The sequence below is a fragment of the Pseudorhodobacter sp. E13 genome (genome assembly GCF_003991405.1).
Lineage (GTDB): Bacteria > Pseudomonadota > Alphaproteobacteria > Rhodobacterales > Rhodobacteraceae > Pseudorhodobacter.
The window spans coordinates 14,079-39,412 of the sequence record NZ_RPEN01000138.1 but is presented as its reverse complement, the minus strand read 5'-3'; the positions used below and the strand labels follow the sequence as shown (position 1 = coordinate 39,412).

36 protein-coding genes and 1 pseudogene are annotated in these 25,334 nt (G+C 60.0%); 30 read left to right on the top strand and 7 right to left on the bottom strand.

Annotation, left to right across the window (positions count from 1 at the left end; genetic code table 11):
- Window positions 1-454 (top strand): annotated as a pseudogene (locus EGN72_RS02615) (ABC transporter ATP-binding protein); the annotation flags it as partial.
- A complete protein-coding gene (locus EGN72_RS02610) occupies window positions 444-1,010 on the top strand; it encodes a formyltransferase family protein (RefSeq protein WP_127045097.1) in 567 nt (188 codons plus the stop codon). The pseudogene EGN72_RS02615 and the gene EGN72_RS02610, both read left to right, overlap by 11 nt.
- Before the next feature lie 543 nt (window positions 1,011-1,553).
- Here the strand turns inward: EGN72_RS02610 and EGN72_RS02605 are convergent.
- From EGN72_RS02605 to EGN72_RS02595, 3 genes are read right to left on the bottom strand one after another with little or no spacing between them, the layout of a single operon-like run.
- Entirely contained in the window at window positions 1,554-4,673 is a 3,120-nt protein-coding gene (locus tag EGN72_RS02605) for a type ISP restriction/modification enzyme (RefSeq protein WP_127045096.1), read from the bottom strand.
- A gap of 50 nt (window positions 4,674-4,723) precedes the next feature.
- Window positions 4,724-5,254: a hypothetical protein gene (locus tag EGN72_RS02600; RefSeq protein WP_127045095.1), complete on the bottom strand. Its 531-nt coding sequence runs from the start codon at window positions 5,252-5,254 to the stop codon at window positions 4,724-4,726.
- 27 nt (window positions 5,255-5,281) lie between these two features.
- On the bottom strand, window positions 5,282-5,947 hold the full coding sequence (locus EGN72_RS02595; protein WP_158623117.1) for a helix-turn-helix transcriptional regulator: 666 nt from the start codon (window positions 5,945-5,947) through the stop codon (window positions 5,282-5,284).
- Window positions 5,948-6,066: 119 nt separating this feature from the next.
- On the opposite strand from EGN72_RS02595, the gene EGN72_RS02590 reads away from it, so the two are divergent.
- Genes EGN72_RS02590 through EGN72_RS19415 form a run of 18 tightly spaced genes read left to right on the top strand, consistent with a single transcriptional unit; the run spans window position 6,067 to window position 14,834 of the window.
- Window positions 6,067-6,324, top strand: a complete 258-nt coding sequence (locus EGN72_RS02590; RefSeq protein ID WP_127045093.1) for a hypothetical protein — start codon at window positions 6,067-6,069, stop codon at window positions 6,322-6,324.
- Complete coding sequence (locus EGN72_RS02585) at window positions 6,324-6,512, top strand: hypothetical protein (RefSeq protein WP_127045092.1); 189 nt, start codon at window positions 6,324-6,326, stop codon at window positions 6,510-6,512. Before EGN72_RS02590 ends, EGN72_RS02585 begins: the two co-directional genes overlap by 1 nt.
- Window positions 6,513-6,515: 3 nt before the next feature.
- Window positions 6,516-6,641: a hypothetical protein gene (locus EGN72_RS19550; RefSeq protein WP_255417409.1), complete on the top strand. Its 126-nt coding sequence runs from the start codon at window positions 6,516-6,518 to the stop codon at window positions 6,639-6,641.
- Window positions 6,638-6,880 (top strand): hypothetical protein, encoded by a 243-nt coding sequence (locus EGN72_RS02580; RefSeq protein WP_127045091.1) that lies wholly within the window; start codon window positions 6,638-6,640, stop codon window positions 6,878-6,880. Before EGN72_RS19550 ends, EGN72_RS02580 begins: the two co-directional genes overlap by 4 nt.
- Window positions 6,880-7,200, top strand: a complete 321-nt coding sequence (locus tag EGN72_RS02575) for a hypothetical protein (protein ID WP_127045090.1) — start codon at window positions 6,880-6,882, stop codon at window positions 7,198-7,200. The genes EGN72_RS02580 and EGN72_RS02575 overlap by 1 nt, the downstream gene beginning before the upstream one ends.
- Window positions 7,197-7,406, top strand: coding sequence for a hypothetical protein (locus EGN72_RS02570; RefSeq protein ID WP_127045089.1), 210 nt, complete (start codon window positions 7,197-7,199; stop codon window positions 7,404-7,406). The genes EGN72_RS02575 and EGN72_RS02570 overlap by 4 nt, the downstream gene beginning before the upstream one ends.
- Window positions 7,403-8,245: a ParB/RepB/Spo0J family partition protein gene (locus EGN72_RS02565; protein WP_127045088.1), complete on the top strand. Its 843-nt coding sequence runs from the start codon at window positions 7,403-7,405 to the stop codon at window positions 8,243-8,245. The genes EGN72_RS02570 and EGN72_RS02565 overlap by 4 nt, the downstream gene beginning before the upstream one ends.
- Window positions 8,242-10,398, top strand: coding sequence for a transposase domain-containing protein (locus tag EGN72_RS02560; protein ID WP_127045087.1), 2,157 nt, complete (start codon window positions 8,242-8,244; stop codon window positions 10,396-10,398). The genes EGN72_RS02565 and EGN72_RS02560 overlap by 4 nt, the downstream gene beginning before the upstream one ends.
- A gap of 58 nt (window positions 10,399-10,456) precedes the next feature.
- Complete coding sequence (locus EGN72_RS02555) at window positions 10,457-11,227, top strand: AAA family ATPase (RefSeq protein ID WP_127045086.1); 771 nt, start codon at window positions 10,457-10,459, stop codon at window positions 11,225-11,227.
- Window positions 11,224-11,793, top strand: coding sequence for a hypothetical protein (locus EGN72_RS02550; RefSeq protein ID WP_127045085.1), 570 nt, complete (start codon window positions 11,224-11,226; stop codon window positions 11,791-11,793). Before EGN72_RS02555 ends, EGN72_RS02550 begins: the two co-directional genes overlap by 4 nt.
- A complete protein-coding gene (locus EGN72_RS02545; RefSeq protein WP_127045084.1) occupies window positions 11,790-12,167 on the top strand; it encodes a hypothetical protein in 378 nt (125 codons plus the stop codon). Before EGN72_RS02550 ends, EGN72_RS02545 begins: the two co-directional genes overlap by 4 nt.
- Window positions 12,164-12,694: a hypothetical protein gene (locus EGN72_RS02540; protein WP_127045083.1), complete on the top strand. Its 531-nt coding sequence runs from the start codon at window positions 12,164-12,166 to the stop codon at window positions 12,692-12,694. The genes EGN72_RS02545 and EGN72_RS02540 overlap by 4 nt, the downstream gene beginning before the upstream one ends.
- A complete protein-coding gene (locus EGN72_RS02535) occupies window positions 12,687-12,908 on the top strand; it encodes a hypothetical protein (protein WP_127045082.1) in 222 nt (73 codons plus the stop codon). The genes EGN72_RS02540 and EGN72_RS02535 overlap by 8 nt, the downstream gene beginning before the upstream one ends.
- Window positions 12,905-13,117 carry a hypothetical protein gene (locus tag EGN72_RS02530; RefSeq protein WP_127045081.1) on the top strand — a complete coding sequence of 71 codons (213 nt, stop codon included), beginning with the start codon at window positions 12,905-12,907 and terminating at the stop codon, window positions 13,115-13,117. Before EGN72_RS02535 ends, EGN72_RS02530 begins: the two co-directional genes overlap by 4 nt.
- Entirely contained in the window at window positions 13,107-13,760 is a 654-nt protein-coding gene (locus tag EGN72_RS02525) for a DUF3164 family protein (RefSeq protein WP_127045080.1), read from the top strand. Before EGN72_RS02530 ends, EGN72_RS02525 begins: the two co-directional genes overlap by 11 nt.
- A 3-nt stretch (window positions 13,761-13,763) precedes the next feature.
- Window positions 13,764-14,210, top strand: coding sequence for a regulatory protein GemA (locus EGN72_RS02520; RefSeq protein ID WP_127045079.1), 447 nt, complete (start codon window positions 13,764-13,766; stop codon window positions 14,208-14,210).
- Entirely contained in the window at window positions 14,200-14,463 is a 264-nt protein-coding gene (locus EGN72_RS02515; protein ID WP_127045078.1) for a hypothetical protein, read from the top strand. The genes EGN72_RS02520 and EGN72_RS02515 overlap by 11 nt, the downstream gene beginning before the upstream one ends.
- Window positions 14,460-14,834, top strand: coding sequence for a helix-turn-helix domain-containing protein (locus EGN72_RS19415; RefSeq protein ID WP_127045077.1), 375 nt, complete (start codon window positions 14,460-14,462; stop codon window positions 14,832-14,834). Before EGN72_RS02515 ends, EGN72_RS19415 begins: the two co-directional genes overlap by 4 nt.
- Before the next feature lie 91 nt (window positions 14,835-14,925).
- Here EGN72_RS19415 and EGN72_RS02505 read toward each other — a convergent pair whose 3' ends face one another.
- The 4 genes from EGN72_RS02505 to EGN72_RS02490 all read right to left on the bottom strand — a co-directional run bounded on the left by EGN72_RS02505 (window position 14,926) and on the right by EGN72_RS02490 (window position 17,245).
- Window positions 14,926-15,540: a transcriptional regulator gene (locus EGN72_RS02505; RefSeq protein WP_127045076.1), complete on the bottom strand. Its 615-nt coding sequence runs from the start codon at window positions 15,538-15,540 to the stop codon at window positions 14,926-14,928.
- A gap of 116 nt (window positions 15,541-15,656) precedes the next feature.
- Entirely contained in the window at window positions 15,657-16,169 is a 513-nt protein-coding gene (locus EGN72_RS02500) for a toll/interleukin-1 receptor domain-containing protein (protein WP_127045075.1), read from the bottom strand.
- Between the two features lie 2 nt (window positions 16,170-16,171).
- The gene (locus tag EGN72_RS02495) at window positions 16,172-16,810 is read right to left on the bottom strand and encodes a TIR domain-containing protein (RefSeq protein ID WP_127045074.1); all 639 of its coding nucleotides are present in this window, start codon (window positions 16,808-16,810) and stop codon (window positions 16,172-16,174) included.
- Window positions 16,811-17,245: a hypothetical protein gene (locus tag EGN72_RS02490; protein ID WP_127045073.1), complete on the bottom strand. Its 435-nt coding sequence runs from the start codon at window positions 17,243-17,245 to the stop codon at window positions 16,811-16,813.
- A 285-nt stretch (window positions 17,246-17,530) separates the two neighbouring features.
- Here EGN72_RS02490 and EGN72_RS02485 point away from each other — a divergent pair, with 285 nt between their 5' ends.
- The 10 genes from EGN72_RS02485 to EGN72_RS02440 are packed head-to-tail and all read left to right on the top strand — an operon-like array spanning window position 17,531 to window position 25,239.
- On the top strand, window positions 17,531-18,430 hold the full coding sequence (locus EGN72_RS02485; RefSeq protein ID WP_127045072.1) for a peptidoglycan-binding protein: 900 nt from the start codon (window positions 17,531-17,533) through the stop codon (window positions 18,428-18,430).
- Window positions 18,430-18,723: a hypothetical protein gene (locus tag EGN72_RS02480; RefSeq protein WP_127045071.1), complete on the top strand. Its 294-nt coding sequence runs from the start codon at window positions 18,430-18,432 to the stop codon at window positions 18,721-18,723. The genes EGN72_RS02485 and EGN72_RS02480 overlap by 1 nt, the downstream gene beginning before the upstream one ends.
- A 30-nt stretch (window positions 18,724-18,753) precedes the next feature.
- Window positions 18,754-19,266: a hypothetical protein gene (locus EGN72_RS02475; protein ID WP_127045070.1), complete on the top strand. Its 513-nt coding sequence runs from the start codon at window positions 18,754-18,756 to the stop codon at window positions 19,264-19,266.
- On the top strand, window positions 19,248-19,631 hold the full coding sequence (locus EGN72_RS02470; protein ID WP_127045069.1) for a DUF2730 family protein: 384 nt from the start codon (window positions 19,248-19,250) through the stop codon (window positions 19,629-19,631). The genes EGN72_RS02475 and EGN72_RS02470 overlap by 19 nt, the downstream gene beginning before the upstream one ends.
- Entirely contained in the window at window positions 19,628-19,930 is a 303-nt protein-coding gene (locus EGN72_RS02465) for a hypothetical protein (protein ID WP_127045068.1), read from the top strand. Before EGN72_RS02470 ends, EGN72_RS02465 begins: the two co-directional genes overlap by 4 nt.
- 3 nt (window positions 19,931-19,933) lie before the next feature.
- On the top strand, window positions 19,934-20,515 hold the full coding sequence (locus tag EGN72_RS02460) for a phage protein Gp27 family protein (protein WP_127045067.1): 582 nt from the start codon (window positions 19,934-19,936) through the stop codon (window positions 20,513-20,515).
- Window positions 20,515-20,703 carry a hypothetical protein gene (locus tag EGN72_RS02455; protein WP_127045066.1) on the top strand — a complete coding sequence of 63 codons (189 nt, stop codon included), beginning with the start codon at window positions 20,515-20,517 and terminating at the stop codon, window positions 20,701-20,703. The genes EGN72_RS02460 and EGN72_RS02455 overlap by 1 nt, the downstream gene beginning before the upstream one ends.
- Window positions 20,700-22,349, top strand: coding sequence for a terminase large subunit domain-containing protein (locus EGN72_RS02450; RefSeq protein WP_127045065.1), 1,650 nt, complete (start codon window positions 20,700-20,702; stop codon window positions 22,347-22,349). The genes EGN72_RS02455 and EGN72_RS02450 overlap by 4 nt, the downstream gene beginning before the upstream one ends.
- Window positions 22,349-24,004 carry a DUF935 domain-containing protein gene (locus EGN72_RS02445; RefSeq protein WP_233587002.1) on the top strand — a complete coding sequence of 552 codons (1,656 nt, stop codon included), beginning with the start codon at window positions 22,349-22,351 and terminating at the stop codon, window positions 24,002-24,004. The genes EGN72_RS02450 and EGN72_RS02445 overlap by 1 nt, the downstream gene beginning before the upstream one ends.
- Window positions 24,001-25,239, top strand: a complete 1,239-nt coding sequence (locus tag EGN72_RS02440) for a phage minor head protein (RefSeq protein WP_127045063.1) — start codon at window positions 24,001-24,003, stop codon at window positions 25,237-25,239. Before EGN72_RS02445 ends, EGN72_RS02440 begins: the two co-directional genes overlap by 4 nt.
- Window positions 25,240-25,334 lie beyond the last annotated feature (95 nt).

The following is a 25,334-nucleotide window of genomic DNA, read 5'->3' as shown; positions in this document are numbered from 1 at the left end:
GCCGCATCACTACCTGAAGCTGCCGCGCATGGTTGCCGCCAATTATTACGTCGGCTTCGTCGACGGCGCGCCAGTCGCGCATCTCTGCGTATCCACCCGACCGGGCATGAAGGAAGCGCGGGGATGTCGCCTTGTGATCATGCCGGAATGGCAAGGGGCCGGGCTTGGCTTGCGCTTCCTCAATGAGGTTTCTGCGCTCTGGCGGCGCGGCGTGAACCGGTATCACAAGCCCATGCCGATGCTCTTTCATACGTCTCATCCGGGCCTCTGTGAGGCGCTGCGTCGCGATCCGCTTTGGGCACAGATATCGGCCTCGCTCTACGGGGGGAACCGCAAGCCGAGTGTGGGCTCTTTGCAGGCCGCCGCAAAGCGAAACGGCTGGGACGGCAACGCCGGCACTGGTGGCTTCGGCGGTCATTTCCGCGCAGTGCAGGGGTTTCGTTATGTCGAATAAGGCAGCGGCAAAAGTAATGGTCATCGGAACACGGTGGCTTGGCGCGGAGGTGCTGAAGCGGCTCCACAGCCAAGATTTAACGGCGGCTTTAATCGCCGTTAAACCCGACGATAAGGCCGCCCAAATGGCGCAAGATTTGGGCGTCCCTTACCGGGTCAAACCTGACGCCGTGCCGCTGATGGCGATGGATTTCCCGTGGCGTCCCGACCTGATCGTCTGCGCGCATTCGTTTCGAATCGTGGAGCCCTGGGTGATCAATTGGGCAAGCCTCGGGGCCATCGGCTATCACCCCTCGCTCCTGCCCGCCTTCAAGGGCCGTCGCGCCGTCCAAGACGCATTGGACGCGGGCCGGCGGATCACCGGCGGCAGCGTCTATTGGCTGACCGAAGCCATCGACGGCGGCCCGGTCGTTGTGGCGGGCGGGCGGCGCTTGCAAGATCAAGTGCAAGTATTGCCCAATGAGACGGCGAGCGAATTGTGGCGGCGGGCGCTGGCCCCTTTGGGCGTAAGGCTGCTGACGGAGGGGGTGATATCAATCTGCCAGACGGATGGTTAAAATCGCGCTGCTGCAACTTTGGTTGTCAAACCCTGCAAATTTGCGTGGCGAGCCACAGTGGCTGTGCGTTGACACCGATATCTGCAGGAAAAGCGGGAATAAGTGGGAACAATCGGGAAGCTCTGAAAAAGGCCGATAAACAAAGGGTTATGATGGCGATTCCCTTTGCATGAGGTTGCATCATTGGATTTGCATAAGGGGCATTATCGGACTCTTTCAGCCCAGATGAGGGCCGGAGACGGTTTTGGGCCGGTGCAAGCGAGGCAGCGTTTAAACGCCCGTAAAATAGCGATTAAATGGGGATTGAAGCCGAGGCAGAGGCGCTTGTCGGGCGGAAATTGCCGCGCGGAACTGGGATGATGGGCGTAAAGTTTGTTTCCATCATCCCAGAAAGGCAATCCGGCCTATGAAAACAAAGGGTTAGACCTTTGAGGGCAAGGCCGGATCGCAGCGCGAACTGGGATGCGATTTTTCGAACGGACATAGCAAAACCGGGCCGCGCGCCCCCGCAGGCAAGCACAGCGGGGGCCGCGCGCAACTTGCTCAGGCAAGGTCCATCGTGATCGTTTTCATCACGCGATCCGTCTCATGCAGGACTTTCAGGATGCGCTGATAGTGCTTCACGTCATCGAAGGTCAGGGCGCGGGCCTTGCGGTCCTTGAGCCATTTCTGGGCGGGCTGATAGCCGCCGATGTAGAAGCCCCATGAAACCTCGGGAGCGCTGTCGAAATACTGGCTGTCGTTGATCCAGACTTTCCCAGCTTCGAACCGGGGCTTGTCCACCATGTTGTCGCCGTCGCCGGTGAAGGGGAACGGGGTCTGGCCAATGGCGGCGGGTTCCATCAGGTGCAGTTTGCGCAGCTCTGTCCCCTTGGCCGAGACATCCCAGAATTCATCCGGTGTCTTGGGCCACGGGATGCGGGGGAAGTCGATTTTCAGAAACTGAGCATAGGTCTCGCGGTAGGCGGGGCAGTGCAATGCGCCATAGATATAATCAAAGACGGCCAGCTCGTCCGGTATGCCCTTGTCAGGGTGCGCCGCCAATTTTTGCAGGCGCTTGTAAAGCTTGGCGTCGAAATTCACCCGGCGGGTTTGGTCTAGGTCTTGATCATCGGGGTAGAGATAGAGAGGGAAGAGCGCCGACTGTGTGCTGCTTTCTGCGCACTTAGTTTCCATGATCGTATTGACACAATAAAAGTGATCTACTTGGGGGTTCTTGTTACTTCGCGCCGTGCCAATTCCAAAATTTTGGCCTGCCAGCATGTGTCTCATGATTTTTGGGACAGGCCAGCCGACGAAGCCGCGTGATCGACCTGAATAGTAAATATATCGAGTGTCGAAAGGCCTGTAAGCTATCGTTGGGACTGAAAACGTCGTTGCGTTTTCGGTGACATCAGCGCGCGCCCAATCGTATCGCCAGTCTCGGACATCCGCCGGTATACTGTATCTCGTTCGAACATCGGCCTCCGGAAGATTAATCATGTCTTTCACCGCTTGACGAACACCATCGGGCGTCCGATGAACCGTGAGTTTGTCGCGTTTCGTGACAATTCCGGTGCCATTCAGCGGCATGAAATCCACCAATTTAAAGCCGATTTCATACCGGCTGAAAATATCGAAATCCCGCCTCACCAACGGATGCTGTGGCGCGGGGCTGTCGAGTTTCTCGAACAGAGGCGCACTAAGGCTCGCCTTTTCCAGCGCTTCGTATTTTGCGGCCCTTGCCCCCCACAGATCACCTTGCATGACCTCGGCTAGGCCCTTACCGCCACCCTTCTTTTTGACGCCAATGATGATCGACACACCTTGCTGTATGTCGAAAACATTCTTGTCGGGCTTGCCTTCGGGTGTGACTTCTTTCTTCTTGGCATTGCCGTGCAGGTCCAGTACCCAGATTTTGTCAAAGGTTTTCAGCAGGTGCCAACGCATCCCGCGAAAGGTGGGGTTGTCCAGATAGCCGTGGTTGGTGATGAACCCCAAGACGCCTTCACCATTCTTTTCGATCAGGTGTGACGACAGCCGGATGAATTTGACATAGAGGTCGTTCAGCCATTTAGGGTTACGTTCTTTCAGCTTCACCTTGCCGCCCGGCTCTTTCTTGTAATCGTCCATCAGGCTGCCGATCCAGCCTTCGGATACGCCTCCCTCGCCCAGATATGGCGGGTTGCCGATCACGCACATGATGGGCATGTCGCGCTTGATGGTGTTGGCCCCTTTGGCCTCGCGCGACAGCCATTGCGAGAAAGGCAGAGCCTGATTGGCGGGTTCGCCTTCTTCCAGACTGTTGGTCAGATAGACCGAGAGGCGCGGCGGGTTGCCAGTGGGTTTATACCCCATCTCGGTCAGGATCATATCAAGCTTCATGTGGCACATGGCATAGGAGGCCATCAGCAGCTCAAACCCGTGCAGGCGCTGGATGAGGTCATCCTCGATGTATTTCGACCACATGCCGGGGGCGACGCCTTTGATCTTTGGTGCGATCTGCTTGATCACCTCGGCCAGAAAGGTGCCGGTGCCTGTCGCTGGATCAAGTATCTGGACGCGGTGAACGTCCTTCTTGATGGTTTGGGCTTTGCCTTTCTTGTCGGTCTGGCCGGTGTCCCAGTCGATAGTGACCTTTGAAGTATCGGCGAGGCCGTCGGGCAGGCCGAATTCCTTTTGCAGCACCTCATCCACAGCGCGCACGATGAAGTTGACCACGGGTTCTGGTGTATACCAAACGCCGCGCGCCTTGCGCTTGGACGGGTTATAGGCGGCGAGGAAGGTCTCGTAGAAGTGCAGGAACGGGTCATTCTGGCCGGTCAGCTTGCCGAAGCCGTGCATGATCTTGGCCACGTCGCAGGCTTGGAAAACCCGCGCCAGATCATCGATGATCCAGACGATCCGTTCGTCCAGGTCATGCCCCGCCACATAGCCGAACAGGGACCGCAGAAAGGGGTTCGATTTGGGCAGCAGTTCCAGCGCCTCTTGGCGGCTGAACGTGTCCAGTGTGGTGTCATGCAGGCGGGCCGCGAACATGCCATAGGCGATGGTTTCGGCGTAGATATCCGCGAAATCTTCTGGCGTGATGTCGTGGATCAGGTTTTCCTTGAACGCCTGATACTGGGCCAGCAGTTCGCTCTGGTCGGCTGGATCATCGGCCAGTGTTTTGCGCAACACGTCTTTGATGAGGTTGGCCTTGCCAGCCATCCGCTCGGCCAGATCGCGGGGGCTGGTGATGGTCTGAGGCTTCTGGGCGATGAAGTCGCGGAGCAGGTTTTCCAGCGCCTCATATTGGTCTGGCTTGGGGGTTATGCCCATCAGGTAGTCCGCGATGGTCACAGAGGCCGTCAGAACGCCATCGCGGTAGAAATCCCAATCAAGGCCGTTGGTATAGATAAGGTTGGGCAGAGCGGCCTTATAGCGCTCCTGCTGTTCCTTGTTGCTGTCCTTCATGGCGCGGATGCCGATGTGGAGGTCTTTCGCCTCCACATGGCCGATCACGAGTTCCCCGTCTGAGATGATAAAATCCGGCGCGCCGCATTTCACGCGCTTGGGTTCGTTCAGGGCGGTAACGCCGAGGGCTGCAAACAGCGTCTCGAAGGCGGAACGATAGGAATGCTCGGTGGCGTTGTCGGTGGCGTAGATGCTTTGGACTTTGGAAAGGAAGTTTTTAATTGGCACTTTGGGAAACCCGATCAATCTGTATTGCCGCCTCGGCGGAGGAGGTGTTTCTAGCTTTCTGGCAAACCGTCCCGGAGAAAGCTGTCGACGCAGAGCGGGTTGAGGAAAGCCGCGTCTGGCGATGTTTTGAGAAGCTTTCTGCAGGCAGTCATCGTTCCAATGCGGACCCGGCGTTCATTCGCTTCGCGCCACGCTTCGGCATCGGCGTTGGCCTTTGCGTCAGCAGCTGCGCGTTCGTTGTTTTGCCTTTCGGCTTCCTCGGCCTTGCGTCGTTCTTCGGCCCATACTTCGTTTGGAATTGCGACTTCAGACGAAGGGCGAAACATCTTGGCGGCGCGGTGATAAGTCCAAGGCTCCGGGAGCGCTTCGGCCATGCACTTGGCGGCCTGCTCAATCAGCTTGTCTGAACCGCCCCGCCATTCTTTGATGAGTTCCGCGGCTTCCAGGGCTGCAGCACCATTCCCGGATTCGAGCGCTTGCAAACAGGCCGCCACCGTCTCGTTTGGGGTCATTTTCGCGAATGACGGAGAGGAAAACAGCGCCGTGGTAAGGGCAATTGAACCGATGGCAAACAACTTCATGAACCGCTCCTCAGCATTACTTTAAAATCAACCCCACACATGCCCCGACCAGACGACGCGACCGTGAATGGTCACGTTGTTTGCTTCATCGCCCAATCGGATGATGGGCGCGAATTCGGGGTTGTCGGATCGGAGCAAAAGCCCCTCCCCGCCCAGGGTATCGACCCGCTTTACAAGGGTGCGCGCGTCGATGTCGGTGACGGCATAGATCTGGCCCGAGCGGATCGTCTTTTGCGCGGTGTCGACAAGCGCCATATCGCCATCGTGCAGGCCAGGTTGCATGCTGTCACCCGCCACCCTGACAAGCACTGCGGCGCTGGGTGCAATGTTCATCTTTGCCAACCAGTCGCGGCGGAAGGCCATGGTCTCGACAACCGCGTGATCTCCGTTCTCTGCACCGGGGCCAGCTGAGAGGCAAACATCGAGGCGGTGGACCGGCGCGAAGTCAGTGCCTTCGAGGAGCAGTTGTTCTACCGGACCTGATTCGCGGGGAGGTCCAACATAGAGCTCCAAACCCAGTGCAGCACAAAGCTGGCTTGCTCTGTCAAAGTTGGGCGAGGAGCCCCTTTTCATGTTCGAGATCGCTGAATTGTCCGATTTACCAAAGGCACGCTGGCTGACTTCAGTCTGGCTAAGACCAAGTTCAAGCCGCCTAGCTTCGATCTTCTGCAAAAGGGTTTCTGAGTTTTCCATTATGTAAAAATACAGCGAAACGCGCGGATTGCACAAGCCTCCCTACGTGGCGACACACTGTTTCCAAAACTATGTAAAAAGAAGTTGCATTGTATATGTAAAAAGAATTAGAAAAGGGCATGGAAAACGAATGGCCCCTTATCCTCGGAACCGCCTATGCCGATCACATCGGCAAGAGCCTTTACACCGTCGCCGCGCGCGTCGGGGTGCACTCGCGGTTTTTCGAAAGACTCGCAGGCAGCTCTGGCTGCCGCGTTGACACCTATAACGCCGTCATGGGCTGGTTTGATGAGAACTGGCCCGCTGACCTTGCATGGCCTGAGGCTGTGCCGCGCCCCTCAACCCGCGCGCCGAAACGCAAGCGGAGGGCCGCATAATGGCCCAGACCGCACCCCTCCCCGACCAGTTCCTGAAACTGCCTGACGCCGCCCGCGCCGATCTGGCCGTGGCTTTGCTTTGCAGCCTCACCGGACCTGCAGGCTTGGCCCTGATCTTTGCCGCGATGGCGCAGGTCGATGCCCATGCCGATGACCTTTACCGCCTTGAATTCGAAAAGGAGTGCTGACCCATGTTCACCCGTATCCTGAAAGCCCTTGACCGGCTGGAGGACAGCATTTTCGCCGACCTGCTGGGCATCGCCTTTTTGTCCGCGATTGTGCCTTGCGTCCTGTTTCTGGGCGAGGTGCTGAAATGATCGCACCTGTTGAGAAATCCCCGCATGAATGCTGGCTGGATGTGCTTGGCCTTGTCGACACCGCGCTGACAGCACGCCCTGCCATGCACAATGCGCCCAGCGTTGCCGAACGCAATGGCGCGCGCCGTGTCTACGTAGAGGCGGTCGACAAGCTGATCGACACGCTGGAGGCGATGGCCCGGCGCGGGCATTTGAACGATATTGGCGCGTTTCTCGACGTCCAGTTCGGGAGGGTGTGATGTCCAATATCAACACACCCAAAAAGCGCGGCGGCCTGTTCGATATCCGGCATGTGGCGGGGCTTGGCTATGTCGTTGTCGATGATCTTGGCGCACGGCGCGGCGGCCCATCCCCCTTCAAGCGGCAGATGGCAACCTTGCGCGACCAACTGGAGGCAGAGGCCGACAAGGCCGCAAAGCGCGGGCCGCGCCCCTGCTTGCGCTGCGCGAATGACTTCCATTCCGAAGGCATCCATAACCGGCTTTGCCCGCATTGCCGCAACATCAGCAGCGGCGAGCAATCAGTGCGCCCGTCCATACCAGCCAGAAAGTTCGGATGAGCGATATGACCAGAGACCCAAAGATCAAAACAACAGTTTCCACCTTCTGCGCCCGCGCTCGGCAGCTCTACGCCTTGGCAAATGACGTCGCGGATCGCGAGGCCGATGGCAAAGAAATTTCCAACGATGACGTGGCAAATCTGCGTGAGCACCTGCTGGCGGCGGAATTCTGGCTGCGTGACTTGGAAGAGGCGGTGCGGAAATGAAGGCCCCCGTTTTGCAAAGCGTCGGGCAAGTCCCGGTTGCGGATATCGAAGTTAGCAACCGCCTGCGCCCTATCAGCGAGGCTGGTGTGGAAAGCCTGCTGGCATCCATCGCTGAAACCGGGGTCATGAAAGACGCTATCCATCTGCGGCGCAAGAAATCCGGGGTGATGGCTCTGATCGCGGGCGGTCACCGGCTGGAGGCTGCGAAGCGTTTGGGCTGGGAGACAATCGAGGCCAAGGTCTGGACCGATGTGACCGATGATTGGGCACAGTTGATGGAGATCGACGACAACCTTGCCGGGGCGGAGATGTGTGCGCTGGACAACGCGATTTTCTTGGCACGGCGCAAGGAAGTCTATGAGCGGCTGCACCCTGAAGCTAAACAGGGTGGAGACCGCAAAAGCCCAGACTTCAAAAATCAAACGGACACAATGTCCGTTCGATCCTTCGCCGCCGCGACCGCCGAAAAGTTCGGTCTGTCAGAGCGTCATGTGCGTCGGATGATTTCTGCCGGTTCAAAAATGTCGCCCAAGGATGTGCAAATCCTGCGCTCTGCACCGCAGGCGGTTTCTTTGGCCGACCTTATGGAGATTTCCAAGGCAGACCCTGCCGCGCGCTATGACGCGGTGGAGCTTTTCGCAGCGGGCAAAGTCAAGCGGATCGGCGAAGCGATCCGGCTGCGCAAGGCTGCCGCAAACGGTGTTCAACCGACCCTTAAAGACCCGGTTGAAGAGGCGTTCAAAGCGCTCTCTGCCGCATGGGCGCGCGCGCCGATGGCCGCAAAGCGGCGCTTTGTGGATGACCATGCCGAGGCCATTGCGGAGGCGTCCAAGCAATGACCGAGGCCCTGACCCCTGAACGCATCTGGTGGACGGCGGAGGAGATCGCCGAGGCGGCTTTGCCCGACCTGCCGGGGACGAAGCGCAATATCAACGCGCATGCAGATCGCATGGGCTGGCGCTGCAACCCGACACTGGCGCGGCGGCGGTCAGGGCGCGGTGGCGGCTGGGAGTATAGCTGGTTGCTGTTCCCGTCACGCGCACAGCGCAAGCTGTTGCAAGATGTGGCCGGGTCCAAGACAGCGGCCAAGCCCGCGCGCGATGATGTTTGGGCATGGTTCGAAACCCTGCCCCAAGCGGTCAAGGACAAGGCACAGGTGCGCCTGTTGATCCTGCAAAAGGTCGAGGCTCTGGAGCCTGCCATTGGGCGGCATATGGCTGTCATGGGGGTTGCACGGCTGGAAGGGATCGCCGCGCGCACGATCTGGAACTGGCTTTCGCTGATCGAAGGGGTGCGCCCGGATGATCGGCTTGCCTATCTGGCCCCGCGTCACCGCGCCGACAGCGGCAAGAAGCCGGGCGTCAAGGATTGCTCGCCCGAGTTCTTTGACCAGATCAAAGGCGATTTCCTGCGGCTGGAAGCCCCGCCCTTCACCGATTGCTATCGCCGCGCCTTGCGGGTGGCCAAGGCCCAAGGCTGGGACGTATTGCCAGAACGCACGATGCGGCGGCGCATGGATGCGGCGGTGTCTGAAGCCACGCAGGTTCTGGCCCGCAAAGGCGTCGATGCCGTCAAGCGAATGTATCCGGTGCAGGTTCGCGACAAAACCTGTCTGCATGCGCTGCAGGCGGTCAATGCCGACTTCCACAAATTCGACGTGTTCGTGCGCTGGCCCGCGCCGTTCGGCAGCAACGAGCCGGGCCAGATTTTGCGTCCGCAGATGGTGGCGTTTCAGGATATCTATTCCGGTCGCATTCTGGCGTGGCGTGTGGACGTCTCGCCAAACAGCACCGCCGTGTTGCTCTGTGCCGGGGATATGATTTCCGAATGGGGCATCCCGGAACATGTGTTGCTGGATAACGGGCGGGAGTTCGCCGCGAAGTCGATCACCGGTGGCGCGTCCACCCGCTATCGCTTCAAGGTCAAGGAAGATGACATTCCGGGGCTGTTCACCGCGCTGGGTTGCACAATCCACTGGGCCACCCCCTATAGCGGCCAGTCCAAGCCGATTGAACGGGCCTTCCGCGATATGTGTTCCAGCATTTCCAAGGACCCACGCTTTGCCGGGGCCTATACGGGCAACCGCCCAGATGCCAAGCCCGAGAACTACGGCTCCAAGGCGGTTGATCTTGAGCAGTTCCTGACCGTTCTCGCCGAGGGAATTGAGGAGCATAACACCCGGCAAGGGCGGCGTTCGGAAGTGGCTTGGGGCCGGTCTTTTGCCGAGGTCTTTGACGAAAGCTATGCGACCCAACCTATTCGCAAGGCGACCGAAGCACAGCAGCGGCTGTGGCTTCTGGGGGCCGAGGGCCTGCGCGCCCATAGCAGCACTGGCGCGGTCTGGTTTCAGGGCAACGAATTCTGGGCAGACTGGATGCAAAGCCTTGCGGGCCAGCGCGTTGTCGTCCGCTTTGACCCGGTCAATTTCTGGGACGGTTTGCATGTTTACAGTGCCGATGGCGGCTATCTGGGCCATGCGCCTGTGCGCCAGAAGGTTGGGTTCTTTGATGCCGATGAGGCCCGCGCGCATTCCCGCGCCCGTCGTGCCTGGCTCAATGCCGAGCGCGCTGCACTGGACGCATCGCGCAAACTGACCGCCGTGGAAATCGGGCAAAGCCTAGACGATCTGGCCGCGCAGTCAGAGGCATCTTTGCCCAAGCCCGAGGCCAAAGTGGTGCGGGCGGTGTTCGGCACGGCCCCCAACCCTGCCAAGGCCGCGCGCGCCCCGCTGGCTCCTGCCACCAGCCCCGACTTGGTAGAGGCGCAGGCCGCTGTCGTGGCTGATCTGGCCGCGCGCCGGAATGCCCCTGCAAAGACCGAGGAAACCGCAAGGGAGCGCTTTGCGCGGGCTTTGGAGATGGAACGACTTCTGGACGGGGGCGGTGACGTGACCGTCGAGCAGCAACGCTGGTTGAGCGTCTACCAGACCAGCACCGAATATCAGACCGAGCGGTTGCTCTGGGAAGATTTCGGGGACGCGTATTTCGGATGAAAAATCCGCCGGAGGCTGGCGGGCCTACCGGCGGCAAAGACAAGCTTAGGAGTTGAGGATGACAGAAGAATCGACAGCGCACAATGGGATTGCACCGCTCGCCAATGTGGCGCGGCTGGCCCAGATGATCAAACGCCTGCAAAGCCGCGAGTATGGGCTGCCCGGATTGGGTTGCTGCTACGGGCGCGCGGGGCTTGGGAAAACCACCGCCGCGATCTACGCGACCAACAGCCTGAATGCCTGCCATGTGGAGGTAATGCCCATCGGCGGCGTCAAAGGCATGCTTTCGATGATCGTGACCGAACTGGGCCTGAAACCCGGACGGACAACCGAGGCGCTGTTCACGCAAGCGGCCCAGCATCTGGCCCAGACGCAGCGGGTGCTGATCATCGACGAAGCCGATGCGATCCTGAAAGACAAGTGCATCGAAATCCTGCGCCGCCTGCACGACATCAGCAACGCGCCTCTGATCTTCATGGGCGAGGAGCAGCTGCCGCAGAAGCTGTGCAAATGGGACCGGGTCCATAGCCGGGTGCTGTCATGGGTCGGGATGGAAGAGGCGACCAGCGTCGACCTTGATCATCTGGCGAAAATCTATGCGCGCGGTGTCACCATCGCGCCGCAGCTGAAGGCAGCCTTGTTGACCGCGTCACGCGGGAGCCTGCGCAATATGTCTACCAACCTCGCCCATGTGCGCGAGGTGGCGTCCCGCCGGGGTGTCTCGTCGCTGGGCATGGATGAATGGAAAACCGAAAGCTTCCACACAGGCGAAGCCCCCGCCCCGCGCGGGCTGGTTTCGCGCAGTCACCGCCGGGGGTTTGCAGCATGAAGCGCCCCAAGGTCCACGCGGTCACCGCAAAGAACTATCTGGCGATGTCAGAGGCGGCTTGGGCGATTGCCCTGCGGCTGGGCGAGTTCGGCTATTCCGAGATCGCCGTCGGTCTCAAAGTTTCGCATGAGCAGGCCACCCGCTTCGTGCGCGGCTGGTTGAAGGAAGGCGCGGTCGAGCAGTTGAGCGAAGGGCGCGGCAACAACCGCTGCCGTTTCCGCGCCTATGCCGATTTCGTGCGGCCCGAACCTTTGCGCCAGCGCACCCCGGCAGAGAACATGTGGACGGCAATGCGCCGCCTGCGGTCCTTCACGCCTTCAGACCTCTCGGCCCATGCCACAACCGAAACCGTCTCGGTCGATCAGACCCATGCCGGGGCCTATTGCCGGTCGCTTTTGTCGGCGGGTTATTTGTCCGTCGTCAGGCCAGCAAGCCCTTCGGTCAACCGTGAGGCCATCTACCGGCTTGTCAACGAGACCGGGCCGCAAGCCCCGGTCACCAAACGGGTAGCGGCACTGGTCGACCCCAATAGCGGCGAAACCATCGTATTGGGAGGCAACCTATGACCCAGACCACGCCACTGACCACAGCCCGCGCCGCTTGGGGTGACGCCATCCCCGATTGGGTCGAAGCGCTGGCCATCGAATGCGGGCGCTCTAGCCAGAACGCCGTGGCAAAAGAGTTGGAACGCTCCAGCGCCTTGATCAGCCAAGTGCTGCGCAACAAATACCCCGGCAATTTAACCGCCTTTGAAGAGCGGTTTCGTGGGGTGTTTCTGGACGCCCGCGTTCGCTGCCCGGCCCTTGGTGACCTCCCCGCGAACGAATGCCAGGACTGGCGCGAAAAGGCGCGCGAGTTCGTGCCCACCAATTCGCAACGCTCGCGCATGTTTGCGGCCTGCAAGGCTTGCCCGCGCAACCAGAAAGGCGGTGAAGAATGAACGCTCTTGTTTCCCCGACGCCCGTGATCGAGCCGCGCAAGATCATCGAAGCTTATGCCGCGCTGCGCCGGATCGACATTTCCCGCGTCGTGGACCTGAACAATCGCTGCGGTGCGATTGTCTGGCCCCGGCATGAGTTGTCATGGCTGCTGTCGACGCTTGGCGGTTTGTCCTATGCCGAGATCGGCGCCTGCACTGGTGACCGTGACCCGACCAGCGTGATGAACAGCCTGAACCGCATCAACCAGCGCTGCGAGACCGACCAAGGCTATGCCAAAAGCCTCGAGGTTCTGACGGCCCAGATGCTGGAGCATAGCGTCTTGGCAGGCCGGGCCGAGCGGCAGGGTGCTGCCCTTGCCCGCCGCTTGATGCGCGATCCTGACGCCAACCGTGCCGATATCGAAGCGCTGGCGATATGTGTCCTGACAGCTGCCTCGGTGCTAGGGGCCGAAACCCTGTCTGACACCGAAGCCCGCCGCGCGGTGCGGGGCCTGCTCTGCGATGACGGAGGGCGGACCAATGGCTGACGTGACCCGCCTGACATTGCAGGAGTTGACCCTGCGCGCCGCGCGCGGCTTGGGCAAGGTCGACACGCTGGGCCATCGCGGTGTGACGCTGGTCACCGCCGACGAGGTGGAGGCCATGGCAGGGATGCTGGCGCTGTTTGGCCTTGTGCCGGTGCCGCCCGGTGGGCCGGTGCCAGAGCGGTTGATCGTCAATGCAATGGAGGGCCGCAAATGAAGCTGCCCGGATACAAGCCCGACTGTGCCTTGGCGGAACGCCTGCTGGAACTGCAGCGCCATGCCGAGATGCCAGCCCTTCGCAGCGCCCATCACTCTGCGGCCTGCGCTCCCTATTTCCGCGCTCTTGCCGAAGCATGGGAGGCCGGTCGCCTGATGCCCGTGATCAACACCAATCTTTCCGAAAAGGACCACGACAATGCAGTCTGAATTCACCCCCGCCCCGATCCCCTCTGGCCGCGTTACCGTCGGCGAAACGCAATACATGCGCGATGGCAAAGGCGGGTTGATCCCGACCAGCCTGATCAAGCCGCAGTCGCTGCTGGAGGATGAACTTGTCCGCAAAGTCATGGGTTATGCTGTTGCCCTGTCCGATCAGGTTTCACGGTTCAAAGAGCACACCTTTGACGACATCGGCGGTTTCGAGGCGCTGCTGGCGCAGGAATACCGAGCCACCATCGGCGGGGCCAAAGGCAACAAAACCCTGATGACCCATGACGGGCTGTTCAAAGTGCAGGTGCAGGTTGCCGACAATATCGTGTTCGGCCCCGAGCTGCAGATCGCCAAGGCACTGGTCGATGAATGTCTGAACGAATGGGCAGAGGGCGCGCGCGATGAAATCCGCGCCATCGTGACCCGCGCCTTCAACACCGACAAGGAAGGCCAGATCAACCGCTCGGAGATCTTCATGCTGCTGCGGCTGGAAATCGCAGACCAGCGCTGGCAGCGGGCCATGAAGGCCATCCGCGATGCGATGCGCGTGGTCGGCTCCAAGACCTATGTCCGCTGCTACCGCCGCGAAACCTGCGACGGTGCGTGGGAAGCCGTGACCATCGATCTGGCGAAGGCGTAAACAATGACCCTCGCCCTCAAAAAGCTGATCCATGTCGGCGCGCGGGAGTTGGGGCTGGACGCCGACACCCGCCACGACCTGCAGCTTGTTGCCACCGGCAAGGCCAGCTTGGCTGATATGACCGAGGCCGAGCTGGAAAAGGTTGTGGCTGCGATGAAGGCGCGCGGCTTCAAGCCTTCGGGCGGGCGGGCGACCAACGGGCGGCGGGCTGCGGCACCGCGCGCCGACCTTCGTTTCTGTCACTTGCTCTGGGGCAAGCTGCACCGGGCCGGAGCAGTCGATGCGAAAGGGGCAGCTGGCCTCAATGGCTTCATTCGCAAGCGGTTCGGTGATGCGTGGGGCGCGGCCCCGCTCGATATCGACCAGATGAGGGACTGGAAACAGATCGCCACCGTAATCGAGGCGCTGAAAGCCATGTGCAAACGGGTGGGGGTGGACCTTGACGCCTAAGCCGAAGCCGTTGACCGTGTCAGATCATGCCGTGTTGCGCTATCTGGAGCGCGTTGGCGGCTTCGAGATCGAGGCGCTGCGCCAGAGCATGGAGCGCCGCGCCGCCGAGGCACTGCTGCCCGGCGCATCGGCAGTCGTGATCGACGGGCATCGCTTTGTGGTGGGCAAAGGCCCAGACGGGCCGGTTATCGTGACGATACTGGATACAACGCCCCGCATGAACCGTCCAAATTCCAAAGCGGGTGCCGGATGACCAATAGCCCGCGCCCGCCAGCCCACTTGGAGCCCTACGTTCGCGTCTTGGGCGTTGATCTCGCTATCGAGTTCCTGTTGGCCTTTGGCGGGGCCGAGCTCTACTTGTCTGCCAATCCGACCGCGCGGTCCCGTTTGGTTCAGCTGGTCGGGATGGATCGCGCCCGAGCGCTTGCCGAAGCGCTTGATTGCCTGCCACGCCGGATACCAACCGGCAAGCCGTGGATCGCATCTGTATGGCGCACTCAGGGGACCTCAGTGTCAGAAATCGCGCGCAAGCTTCATGTGACGGATGTAACCGTCCGGCGGTTTCTGAAGCAAAATGATCAACAGATACAGCGCGATGATCACAGGCAGCTTAGACTTCTATAGGTTTCGGCCAGAAGCTGCCGTTTATTTTGTCATGTGACACAGTCGTAACCCATCCTGAAAGCGGCCATTCATGACTTATGCAGCACAACTCTCATTCCTCTGGCTTGGTGCCGTATCTAACTAGGCTGACCTGCTGTGGATGAAGCCCCAATACAACTTCGCCTTTTGCTGGGGGTTCTTCCTCTGTAGATCGCCAACGCGTAAAATCCGGCTCAACCCAAACCTTAGATTTGCGGCGTTCTAACGCCACCCAGTCAGCTCTGTGGTAGAGTCTAAGCACAACACAAATCGTTGAGTTTATCAGACGGAACCGTGGCGTGTGAGCAGGATATGCGTCTCCTTCAGGCAATGGGCTCGAAAAGCTGGAACAAAGCCCTTTAATTGCATCATCGTCAAACGAAAGACCATGTCGAGCATGAGCAAAGCGATTGCGCACTTTCCTTATTAGCTCTGACTCTGATTTCTCATAGTCGTCGATTAATCCAAGCGCATGACATAAATTCACCCGTGCAGACATTGTGCTGATCGGTGCCGTGGCTCCATTCAACAACTTGTCATGCGTGCTATTTTCAATGAAGAAGCTGCGCAGTGTGTCTGAAAGCAACTCATCAATCAGCGCGGCTGCCACCAATGGAAGACCGCGATCGGTCTCTTTTTGAAGTTCTTGTGTAAATATCGCCAAGTCTTCCGCGGTTGATAAAAGCACTATTACGATCCCTCTTCCAAATCTTATTCACAAGGATATGGGGTGACCCGCCCGCCTTTGTAGCCACTTTTCTAAGTAAGCGCTGTTCAGGGCTTGTGGGCGGTCGGTTGGAAGGCTTAGCGCCGAACATTCTCCAGCAACATGCCACGGTTATTTGGGTAGAAAAGGCCATAGCCCCCGCTCTGGGCAACATCCACATACCTATACAAGTCCAAGTATTCATTCCCATGATTCCAGCCCGCGCTGTCGCGGGTCGGAATAATCACGATCTTGTCGATATCCTTCACGCCGTCCGCGTATCCAATCTCCCACGGACACCATCGGCTCGAAGCCGAGTTGGCTGTTGCCAAATAAAAGAACCAATCAAGACGCTTGATCTTTTCCTTGATCTTCTGCGCCGTTTCACGATTGGGTTTCGATGGCATCGTCATGTCTTCCCAGTCGATGTAAACATGCCAGCCTTTGGACTGAAGGAACCCTTGAAGGCCTTTGGCCAATGTCGAATCTTTATGGCTATGAGATAGAAAGGCTGTTTGCTTTCCTGCCTGACGCGCTTCCTCGACAATACGCTCCGACTTCCGAACTTCGGCGCGACTTGAATAAGCAAGAATAGAAGACTGATCGATCATTGCTACCTTCCCACATCAGAGGCAGCTTGCCTCACCCAAGACGAAAAATTGGCACCCCCGTTCTGCGTCTTGTAGCAATACGATCCGGCATAGCGAGACAGCCTAATCACGTTATTGTCGTGCGGCTTGATCCATGTGGCAGGAAGCTCCACCGCTTGAGTGTAGTCCTCATACCTCACCCATTTCCCAGCCTTAATCTCTGCTAGGCGTATCGCGCCACCTGCGTTGTAGACGCCCATGTAGTCGAGTGGATTAGGCCCTTCTTGGGAAACATATCCTTGCTGATTTCCCATGAGGTTGATTTTCACGGCCAACAGACCGTTTCCTTTGACGACCGATCTGGCGAGTTCAAAGCGAACCCATCGGCGCTCATACGTTGCCGTGCCAACGAGAACACAAGTCACGGAAGTGTTCTTGATCCCCTCGCGGATAAGGTTTTTGAGAGATTCCGGCCCTGTTCGCCGGGAACTCTCCCAAATGCTGCCATCAAAGAATCCCTCCGACACGCGCGTGTTCTCGTGGTTGTATCGCCACGAATTGCGAACCTGGTTAACCTTCCAAATGTCGTTTTGGTAATGGAAGGAAAAGAAAACCCGGCGCTTAGCCGTTTGAGCGGGGATAGCCCCAAAGATACTAGCCATTTACGCCACGCAAAATATCAAAGACGCGACTGCGCCTAATGACAGGAAAATCGCAACATAAAACCAACTCACCGACCACGACAGCGCCAGTCGAATAACTGAAGATGTATCCTTCATGAACGGTGTTGCTTCGAGACTATAAGCTTCGATCTCTTCCCCTTTTCGCACATGATCGTAGAGCTTCCGATAGGCTCGCTCGAGGCGCAAGTATTGCGCGTCCATGAGCCAAAAAATGATCATCGGCACTACGGCTGCAACCGCATAATATGGCGACGGCGTTTCCGCGGTGGCCATGACAGCGACAGCAGCACTCCCAAAAGTCGCAGCAAGAGCTTTGAGTGTAAATGAGTTTGCCCCCATCCTTGTGATGACTCCTTGCAGCATCGTCAGATGCGCAATTCGAATACTCTCATCTTGGACTTCAGTATCGCCCATTCAATTACCTCGTTTTCTATCTGCGCGCTCAATCTCAGCGTGCAATCAGCTTCAATGTATCTGAGCACCCTGAGAAATCCAGCGAAAGTCACTAGCGATGAAGTCTGCTTTGCTTCAAAATGCGATTTGATCTCGCACCCGCAGCGAATGTCGGGAATCCGCCCTCTACGTCAAAGCTAGCGAGCCCCCCCGGCAAACCCTTGTGGGTTAATCGCTTCGCGCGCGCAGGGCATTTTGGCCCCATGACCGCGGGGGAAGTCCCCAGCAATAATCCGGGGAAGCACAATGCAAACCAGCGCCCAAGGCGAAGAGGGCCTTATCCATGAAGAGGGCGAGGTGCTGCGCGCCTATCGCTGCCCGGCAGGCGTCTGGACCATTGGAGTCGGGCTGACAGCGGCCTCGGGCGTTGTGAAGCCAAAGGCCGGGATGGTCATTTCCAAGGCCGAGTCGCGAAGCCTTCTGCAAAAGGCACTGCGCCGCAATTATGAGCCTGCGGTCAGCCGCGCCATGCCGAGCGCCAAGCAGCATGAGTTTGATGCAGGCGTGGGCTTCCACTTCAACACCGGGGCCATCGGCAAGGCGACATGGGTCAAATCGTGGCGCGAGAAGGCCCGCCGAGCTGTCATCACCGAGCGCCTGATCGCTTGGAACAAAGGCGGCGGCAAGGTGCTGCCGGGGCTTGTGCATCGGCGCGCCCGCGAATGCGACATGCTGTTTGATGCAAAATATCCGGTGCCACCGCCGAAACCCGTTTCGTCGGCGGCTATCTGGGCAATCCACGCCACGAATGGCGACAAGGCAGCCGCACAGGAGGGCTTCCGCCGTTTGGGCTATCTGGCGGGGCCGCATAGCGGTGTCATCCCGATTGAAATGGTCAGCGCCTTCCAGCGCGATCACGGCTTGACCGTCGACGGCATCATTGGTCGTGCCACTCTGTCAACCTTGCAACGGATGCTGGACGCGCGCGCCAAAGCCATTCCGGCGGCGGCAGCCCCGACGGTGGCGGGGACGGCCACGGCCAGCGGCGCGGACCAAGCCCTGACGAGCCTGCCCTATGTGGGCGAGATCGCGCTCGGGCTGGGCCTGATCTTCGCGCTCTACGTTGCCTTCAGCTATCGCGATGCCATCGCCGCTGCTGTCCATCATCGCTTTCCCAATCTTGCCGCAAAATTGAGGAGCTTCTGATGCGCGATTTTGTCTATTGGCTGATCTGCGGTTTGATGCTGGTCATCGGCCTTGTCCTGATGGCCCATAAGGCTTTCGCGGCCACCTGCCTCATGTGGCCAGACCTGCAATCTGCCCTGACCACGCGCTATGGCGAGGCCCCGGTGTTCGTTGGTCGCGGCAAGCAGCTCGGCCAGGAGGTCGCGGTCTATGCCGCCCCGCAAGGCACGTGGACCCTTATCGTGCGGCAAACCAACGGCCTCGCCTGCGTTTTAGGCGCGGGGAAACCTGGGCGATGTTGGACCCAACCCTGACACCCCCTTTACCCGGAACGGAGAATTGACATGACGACGGCCCTGATCGGCCTTGCAGGTCAGGTGGGATTGCCCATCTTGCGCAAGATTCTGGAAGATAAACTTGGCGGCGCGGGCGGCTCTTTGGCCGCCGATGTCATTGAGGCCGTGGCGGGCCGTGTCGGCGTGGCCCCCGATGATCTGGACGCGGTGATCAACAGCCAGCCCGGTGTGGTGATCGACGCCATGCGCGAAGTGGAGCGGATGGCCCCTGAGATGGTCGCGCTTTACGCCTCCGGGCTGGAATATCAGATGGCCGTGCTGCAAGCCGAAAAAGGCGAGCCGCTCTGGGCGCGGGCATGGCGTCCGGGTTGGATGTATCTGCTCGGCCTGTTCTGGGCTTGGAACATCGTCGTCCTGCATATCGCCAATGCGATCTGGAAGATCGCCCTGCCCGCCGCGCCCTGGGACATTCTGATGAGCCTGACCGGCATTTTCATGGCGCTCTACATGGGCGGCCACACGCTCAAGGATGTGGCGGCAAAATGGGGGCAGGCCAAGTGAACGGTGTCGAATTGAGCCTGTCGACGCCTTTGGCTTGGGTCGCGGCCCTCGCCCTCTTGCTGTCCTTCGGGACCAGCATCTGGAACATCATCGGCTCCAGCGCGCGCAACAACGGACGGCGGATTGATGAACTGGGCAAGCGCACCGACAGCCACGAGACGCGCTTGGCCTCGGTCGAACAAACCCTGCGGGCAATGCCGGGGAAAGACGACCTGCACCAAGTCACGCTCGCGCTGTCAGATATCCGGGGCGACCTGAAGGCGATGAACGCCGAGATGCAGGCGACCAACAAGATCATGGCGCGGCTGGAACACAGCGTTGTGCGGCATGACGAACACCTGAGCGGTGGAGGGACAAAGCGATGACCGATTATCTGGAACTCGTGCGCCAAGACGCGCGGTTGATCATGCTCAAGGCACTGGCCGCCCAGACCGACGAGCGGCTGCATTCGGGCTATCTGGTGGAGGAGCTTCTGCGCTTTGGCATCGACCGCACCCGCGAATGGGTCCACGGCGAATTGGATTGGCTGGCCGAGATGGGGGCCGTGACCTTGGCAAAGCCGGGGTCCGTTGTCGTGGCCACCCTGACCGAAAAAGGCCACCGCCATTTGCGCCGCGCCATCGTCATCGAGGGCATCAAACGCCCCTCGCGTCCGGGAGAGTAGATCATGGTCAGAGGTCGGGGACGCCTGTCCAGTTTCGACGTGCTGCCCCCCGAATGCGAGGGGATTGTGACCGAGGCCGCTTTGGCCTTGGCCGCGCGGGAAAAGACCCAGACCGAGATCTATGCCGAATTTGTCGCCGCCTGCGAGGCGCTGATGAAGGAACACCGGGGCGAGCTGGAATTCAGCATCCCGGCCTTCAGCAGCTTCAACCGGTTTTCGATCCGGCAGGCCCGTATGTCGCGGCGGTTGGACGAGACGCGCGAGATCGTTGCGGTGTTGGCGCAAAAGCATGATGCCAAGGCATCTGACGACCTGACGGTGATCGCAGGCGAGATGATCAAGTCCGTGGTGCTGCACATGCTGGGCGACGGCGCGGACGGTGTTGCGCCCAAGGAACTGAAGTCACTGGCCGATGCTTTCCGCTCTGCCCAGCAGGCCCAGAACATGAGTTCGGATCGCCGCGCGAAAGAAGACGCCAAACTTGCTGCCCGCGTCACTGAGGCCGTCGATACCGTCGGCAAGGCAAAGGGTTTGACCACAGAGACGACCGACCTGATCAAGAAACAGATTCTGGGGGTAGCGTGATGGGGGACTATGACCTTGGCATGCTCGGTTTGGTCGCAGATCAGCATTGGCAAAACGCCGGATGGCTGCGCCGCATTGCGGCGATCCTGTTCGGCCGTCATCTCTCATATGTGCATCTCGGGTTCCGGTTCCGCGTCAGCTTCTGGCGCGAGACCCCCTATCTGCTCACAATCCGCGAGGCCAGATGACCGCGATCATCACCAAAGAGGCGTGGGCCGAGGCGCGGCGGGCGGCGATGGATGCCATTCCGCAGATGGTGCAAGACGAGGGCTTGCCCGCCGTTTTGCTGCCCTATCAGGCCCGCGTCGTGAACCTGCTCGATGGCACCGCAATGGAGCGGGTGCTGTTTGTCGAGAAGTCGCGCCGGATCGGTCTGACATGGGGCCTCGCCGCCTATGCCGCCTTGCGCGCCGGTCGCCAGAAGGCGGCGGGCGGCATGGACGTGATGTATATCTCCTATTCCCGCGAAATGACCCGCGAGTTCATCGACGCCTGCGCCATGTGGGCGCGCGCATTTGACAGCGCGGCCTCCGAGGTTGAGGAGACGCTGTTTGACCAGGATGATGACGACAAGGCGATCAATGCCTTTCGGATCAAGTTCGCCAGCGGGTTTGAGATCATGGCGCTGTCCTCGGCCCCGCGTGGCCTGCGCGGCAAGCAAGGCGTGGTGATCATCGACGAGGCCGCCTTTGTCGACAGCTTGGCGGAACTGCTGAAGGCTGCACTGGCCTTTCTGATGTGGGGCGGTCAGGTCGTCGTTTGCTCCACCCATGACGGGGCAGAGAATCCGTTCAACCAAGCCGTTCAGGACATTCTGGCCGAGCGGTCGAAATATGCCCATGTGCGGATCGACTTCGACCAAGCGCTGCGCGAGGGGCTTTATCAACGCATCTGTCTGGTGACCGGCAAAGACTGGACAGCCGAAGGCGAAGCCGAATGGCGGCAATCCATCATCGACTTTTACGGTGACGGGGCCGACGAGGAACTGTTCTGCATCCCGTCGCTGTCGTCAGGCGCATGGCTGCCCGCGCCGCTGATCGAGGCGCGCATGACGGTGGATACACCGGTTCTGCGATTGGAACTGCCCGCCGATTACCTCTACCGCGACCGGCTGGCGCAACTGTCGCTGATGGCCCCGTTCATCGAGGAGTTGGAGACGCAGCTCGCAGCGCTTGATCTTGGCCCGCGCTTTTCCTTTGGCTTCGACTTTGCCCGCTATGTCGATCTGACCGCCGGGTCGTTAATGGCGATTGAACAGCGCTTGAAACGCCGCGAAGTGCTGGCCTATGAGCTGCGCAATGTGCCGGGAGACGAACAAAAGCTGATCTGCAAAACCGTCCTGAACCATGTGCGCCCCCGCTTGATCGGAGCGGCCTTTGACGCAACAGGCATGGGCTGGACCGTGGCCGAGGACATGGGCCGCATCTTTGGCCTGCGCCCGGAGCCGACGGGGGCTGGCATCGTCATGGCGATCAAGTTTTCCGAGGAATGGTATCGGCTTCAGATGCCGCCCCTCAAGGCCGCGTTTGAAGATGACAGCATCGCATTGATCAAGGATGCCGATCATCTGTCAGACTTGCGGGCAGTGAAGCTGGTGCGCGGCATTCCCCGCGTCCCTGCCCTGCGCGAAGGCGAGACCAACAAAAAGCGCCACGGCGACCATGCCATTGCCGTAGCCCTCGCGCATTACGCCAGCCGCCTGCCATGGAGCGAATATGCCTATCGGGCGGTTAGCCCGGAGACTGCGGGGCAAGGCAGATCGCCCATGTTTGCGGCGGAAGGCGACGGTTTGCTGCGTGCCCCCTTGGGCGCGCGACTGAAAGGAAGTCTCTGATGAAAACCCCGCAACTGCTGGACCGCTGGGGCAACCCGGTCAACCGAAACAAGCTGACGGAGGAAATTGCCGCACCGACGTTGACCGGCGTGCGCAGCCCTTTGACAGGCTATCCGGGGGATGGCCTTAACCCCGTCATTCTGGCGCAAATGCTGCGCGAAGCGGACGCGGGCAACCCTATTCGCTATTTGGAACTGGCTGAGACGATTGAGGAGCGGGACCTGCATTATCTGGGTGTGCTCGGCACCCGCCGCCGCTCGGTGACGCAAATCGACATCACGGTCGAGGCCGCGTCTGACAGCGCAGAGGATGAAGCCAAGGCCGAAATGATCCGCGACTGGCTGAACCGGGACGAGCTGGCCGATGAGTTGTTCGACATTCTGGATGCCATCGGCAAGGGTTACAGTTTCACTGAGATTTTCTGGGATCGTTCGAGCGGGCAATGGCGGCCTGACAGGCTAGAATATCGTGACCCGCGCGGATTTCGGTTCAAGCGGCATGATCTGGCAACGCCGTTGCTGATCAACAACTATGGCCAAGAGGTCGTGCTCGAGCCGTTCCGCTTCATCTACGCGACCATCAAGGCAAAGTCCGGTCTGGCCTTGCGCGGCGGTCTGGCGCGCGCGGCGGCATGGGCGTGGATGTTCAAGGCTTTCACTCAGCGCGATTGGGCGATCTTTACCCAGACCTATGGGCAGCCGCTTCGCCTGGGCAAATACGGGGCCGGGGCAACCGAGGAGGACAAAGACACCCTGTTCAAGGCTGTGGCAAATATCGCAGGCGATTGCGCGGCGATCATCCCAGAGTCGATGACGATTGATTTTGTCGAAACCAAGTCTGTCGGGGCCACCGCCGACCTTTACGAACGGCGCTGCGATTGGCTGGACAAGCAAACCTCCAAAGCCGTGCTGGGCCAGACAGCAACGACCGATGCCGTCACGGGTGGCTTGGGCAGCGGCAAAGAGCACCGCCAAGTCCAGGAGGATATCGAGCGCGCCGACGCCAAGGCGCTCGCCGCCATTCTGAACCGGGATCTGGTGCGCCCGTGGATGGATTTGGAGTTTGGCCCGCAGGCGCGCTATCCGCGCATCAAAATCGCGCGTCCCGAACCAGAAGACCTCGCCGCCTTGGGCGCGGCTTTGGGTCCGATGATCGACCGGGGGCTGAAGGTCAGCCAAAGCGCCGTGCGCGACCGCTTCGGCCTCGCCAAACCCGAGGATCATGACGAGTTGATGCGACCGATGGGCCAGAACGACGCGCCGCCGCCACCTGTCACCGAGGGTTCGGGGCCGAATTCGAAATTTAAACACCAACCAGCCGTTTTTAAACGGGGTGAGGCTGTTTCACGGGTGGATGCCGCCCTGCAGGCCGAAGAGGCCCCTACGGGCGAAATTTCGGGGGCAAGGCCCGAACCGGTTATCGTGGACATCCTGACCGAGCGTATGGCGACGGAAGCGCGGGCCGGAATGGTCGCAATGCTGGGCCGGATCGAGGCGATGGTCGGGGCTGCAAGCTCGTTGGAGGAATTGCGCGAGATGTTCCACGCCGGATTTGACGCCGTCGACAACGCCGACCTGCTCTCCGCGCTGGAAGGCGGCTTTGTCGCTGCGACCGGCGCAGGCCAGATCGCTGCGGCAGAGGACAACGCCTCGTGACCGGCATCACAGCTTCCTTTCGCAAGCCCTTTGCCGAACAGGTCGCGGCCTTCCGGCTGCGGCTGGGTGATCTGACCCCCACTGCGGAATGGGACGACATCCAGCGCACACAGCATGATCGTGCCTTCATGGTTGCCGGGGCCATGAAGGCCGATTTGCTGGCCGACCTCGGCGCGGCGGTGGACAAGGCGATTTTACAAGGCACCACGCTTGAGACCTTCCGCCGCGATTTCCGCGAAATCGTGGAGCGGCACGGCTGGCACGGCTGGAAGGGCGAAGGCACCAAAGGCGGCGAGGCGTGGCGCACCAAGGTCATTTACAAGACCAACATGCGCACCACTTACGCCGCAGGTCGGATGGCGCAACTGGTCGCCGGGAACTTCAAGCTCTGGGTTTACCGCCACGGTGGATCATTGGACCCGCGCATTGAGCATCTGGGCTGGGACGGTTTGATCCTGCCGCCCGATCATCCGTTTTGGGCCACGCATGCGCCGCCCAACGGTTGGGGCTGCAGCTGCTACATCGTCGGCGCGCGCACATTGGCCGGGGCGGTGCGGGTGGGCGGCAAGCCGGGGCTGGTCTTGCCAGAGACTTGGGCCGCGCCCGTTCCCAAGACCGGCGCGCCTGCGGGGATCGACAAGGGTTGGGACTATGCGCCGGGGGCGAGTGTCGCAGAATTGTTGGCGTTGGGGGCCAAGAAACTCCAATCGCTGCCAGCCGGAATCGGATCGGACTTTGGTGCCGGAATGGCCGGAACCATTGACCGCTACTGGCCTATTTGGCTTGTCGAGGCAGAAACAGGCAAGCGGTCGCAACCCGGACTCGTCGGTGTTTTGTCACAAGACGTGCTTTTGGGTTTACGTCAACGAAATATCACCGCAGAAACTGCGGAGCTTCTGATCAATCCCGGCTTGGTTGCTGGCCCCAAGGCACGACGTCATGCAAACGCGGGCGATGCGCTGACATCGTCGGAATGGCTTTTGCTTCCGCAGCTTTTGCGCGCGCCATTGGCTGTTTTGCTGGATGAACGCACCGGGCGGCTGATCTATCTCATGCAAACCGGCGTTGACGGGCGCGGACCTCAACTGGCTGTGGCTTTGGACTACCGGACGCGGATCAATCGGGAGACGAGCACGGCAAATATCATCGTCTCGGCCTACCGACCGCTCCAAGCGGATATTCTGGGTCGTTTGGCCGGGGGGCTTCTATCGCTTGTGACAGGGAAAGTCGGGTGATGGAGGGTCGGGGTACCCCTCATGTGCTAGCGATCCGCTTTCGCGGGTACGGCATCCACGGAACCCGATTTTCCGGGGTCATCACCCAGAAAGAA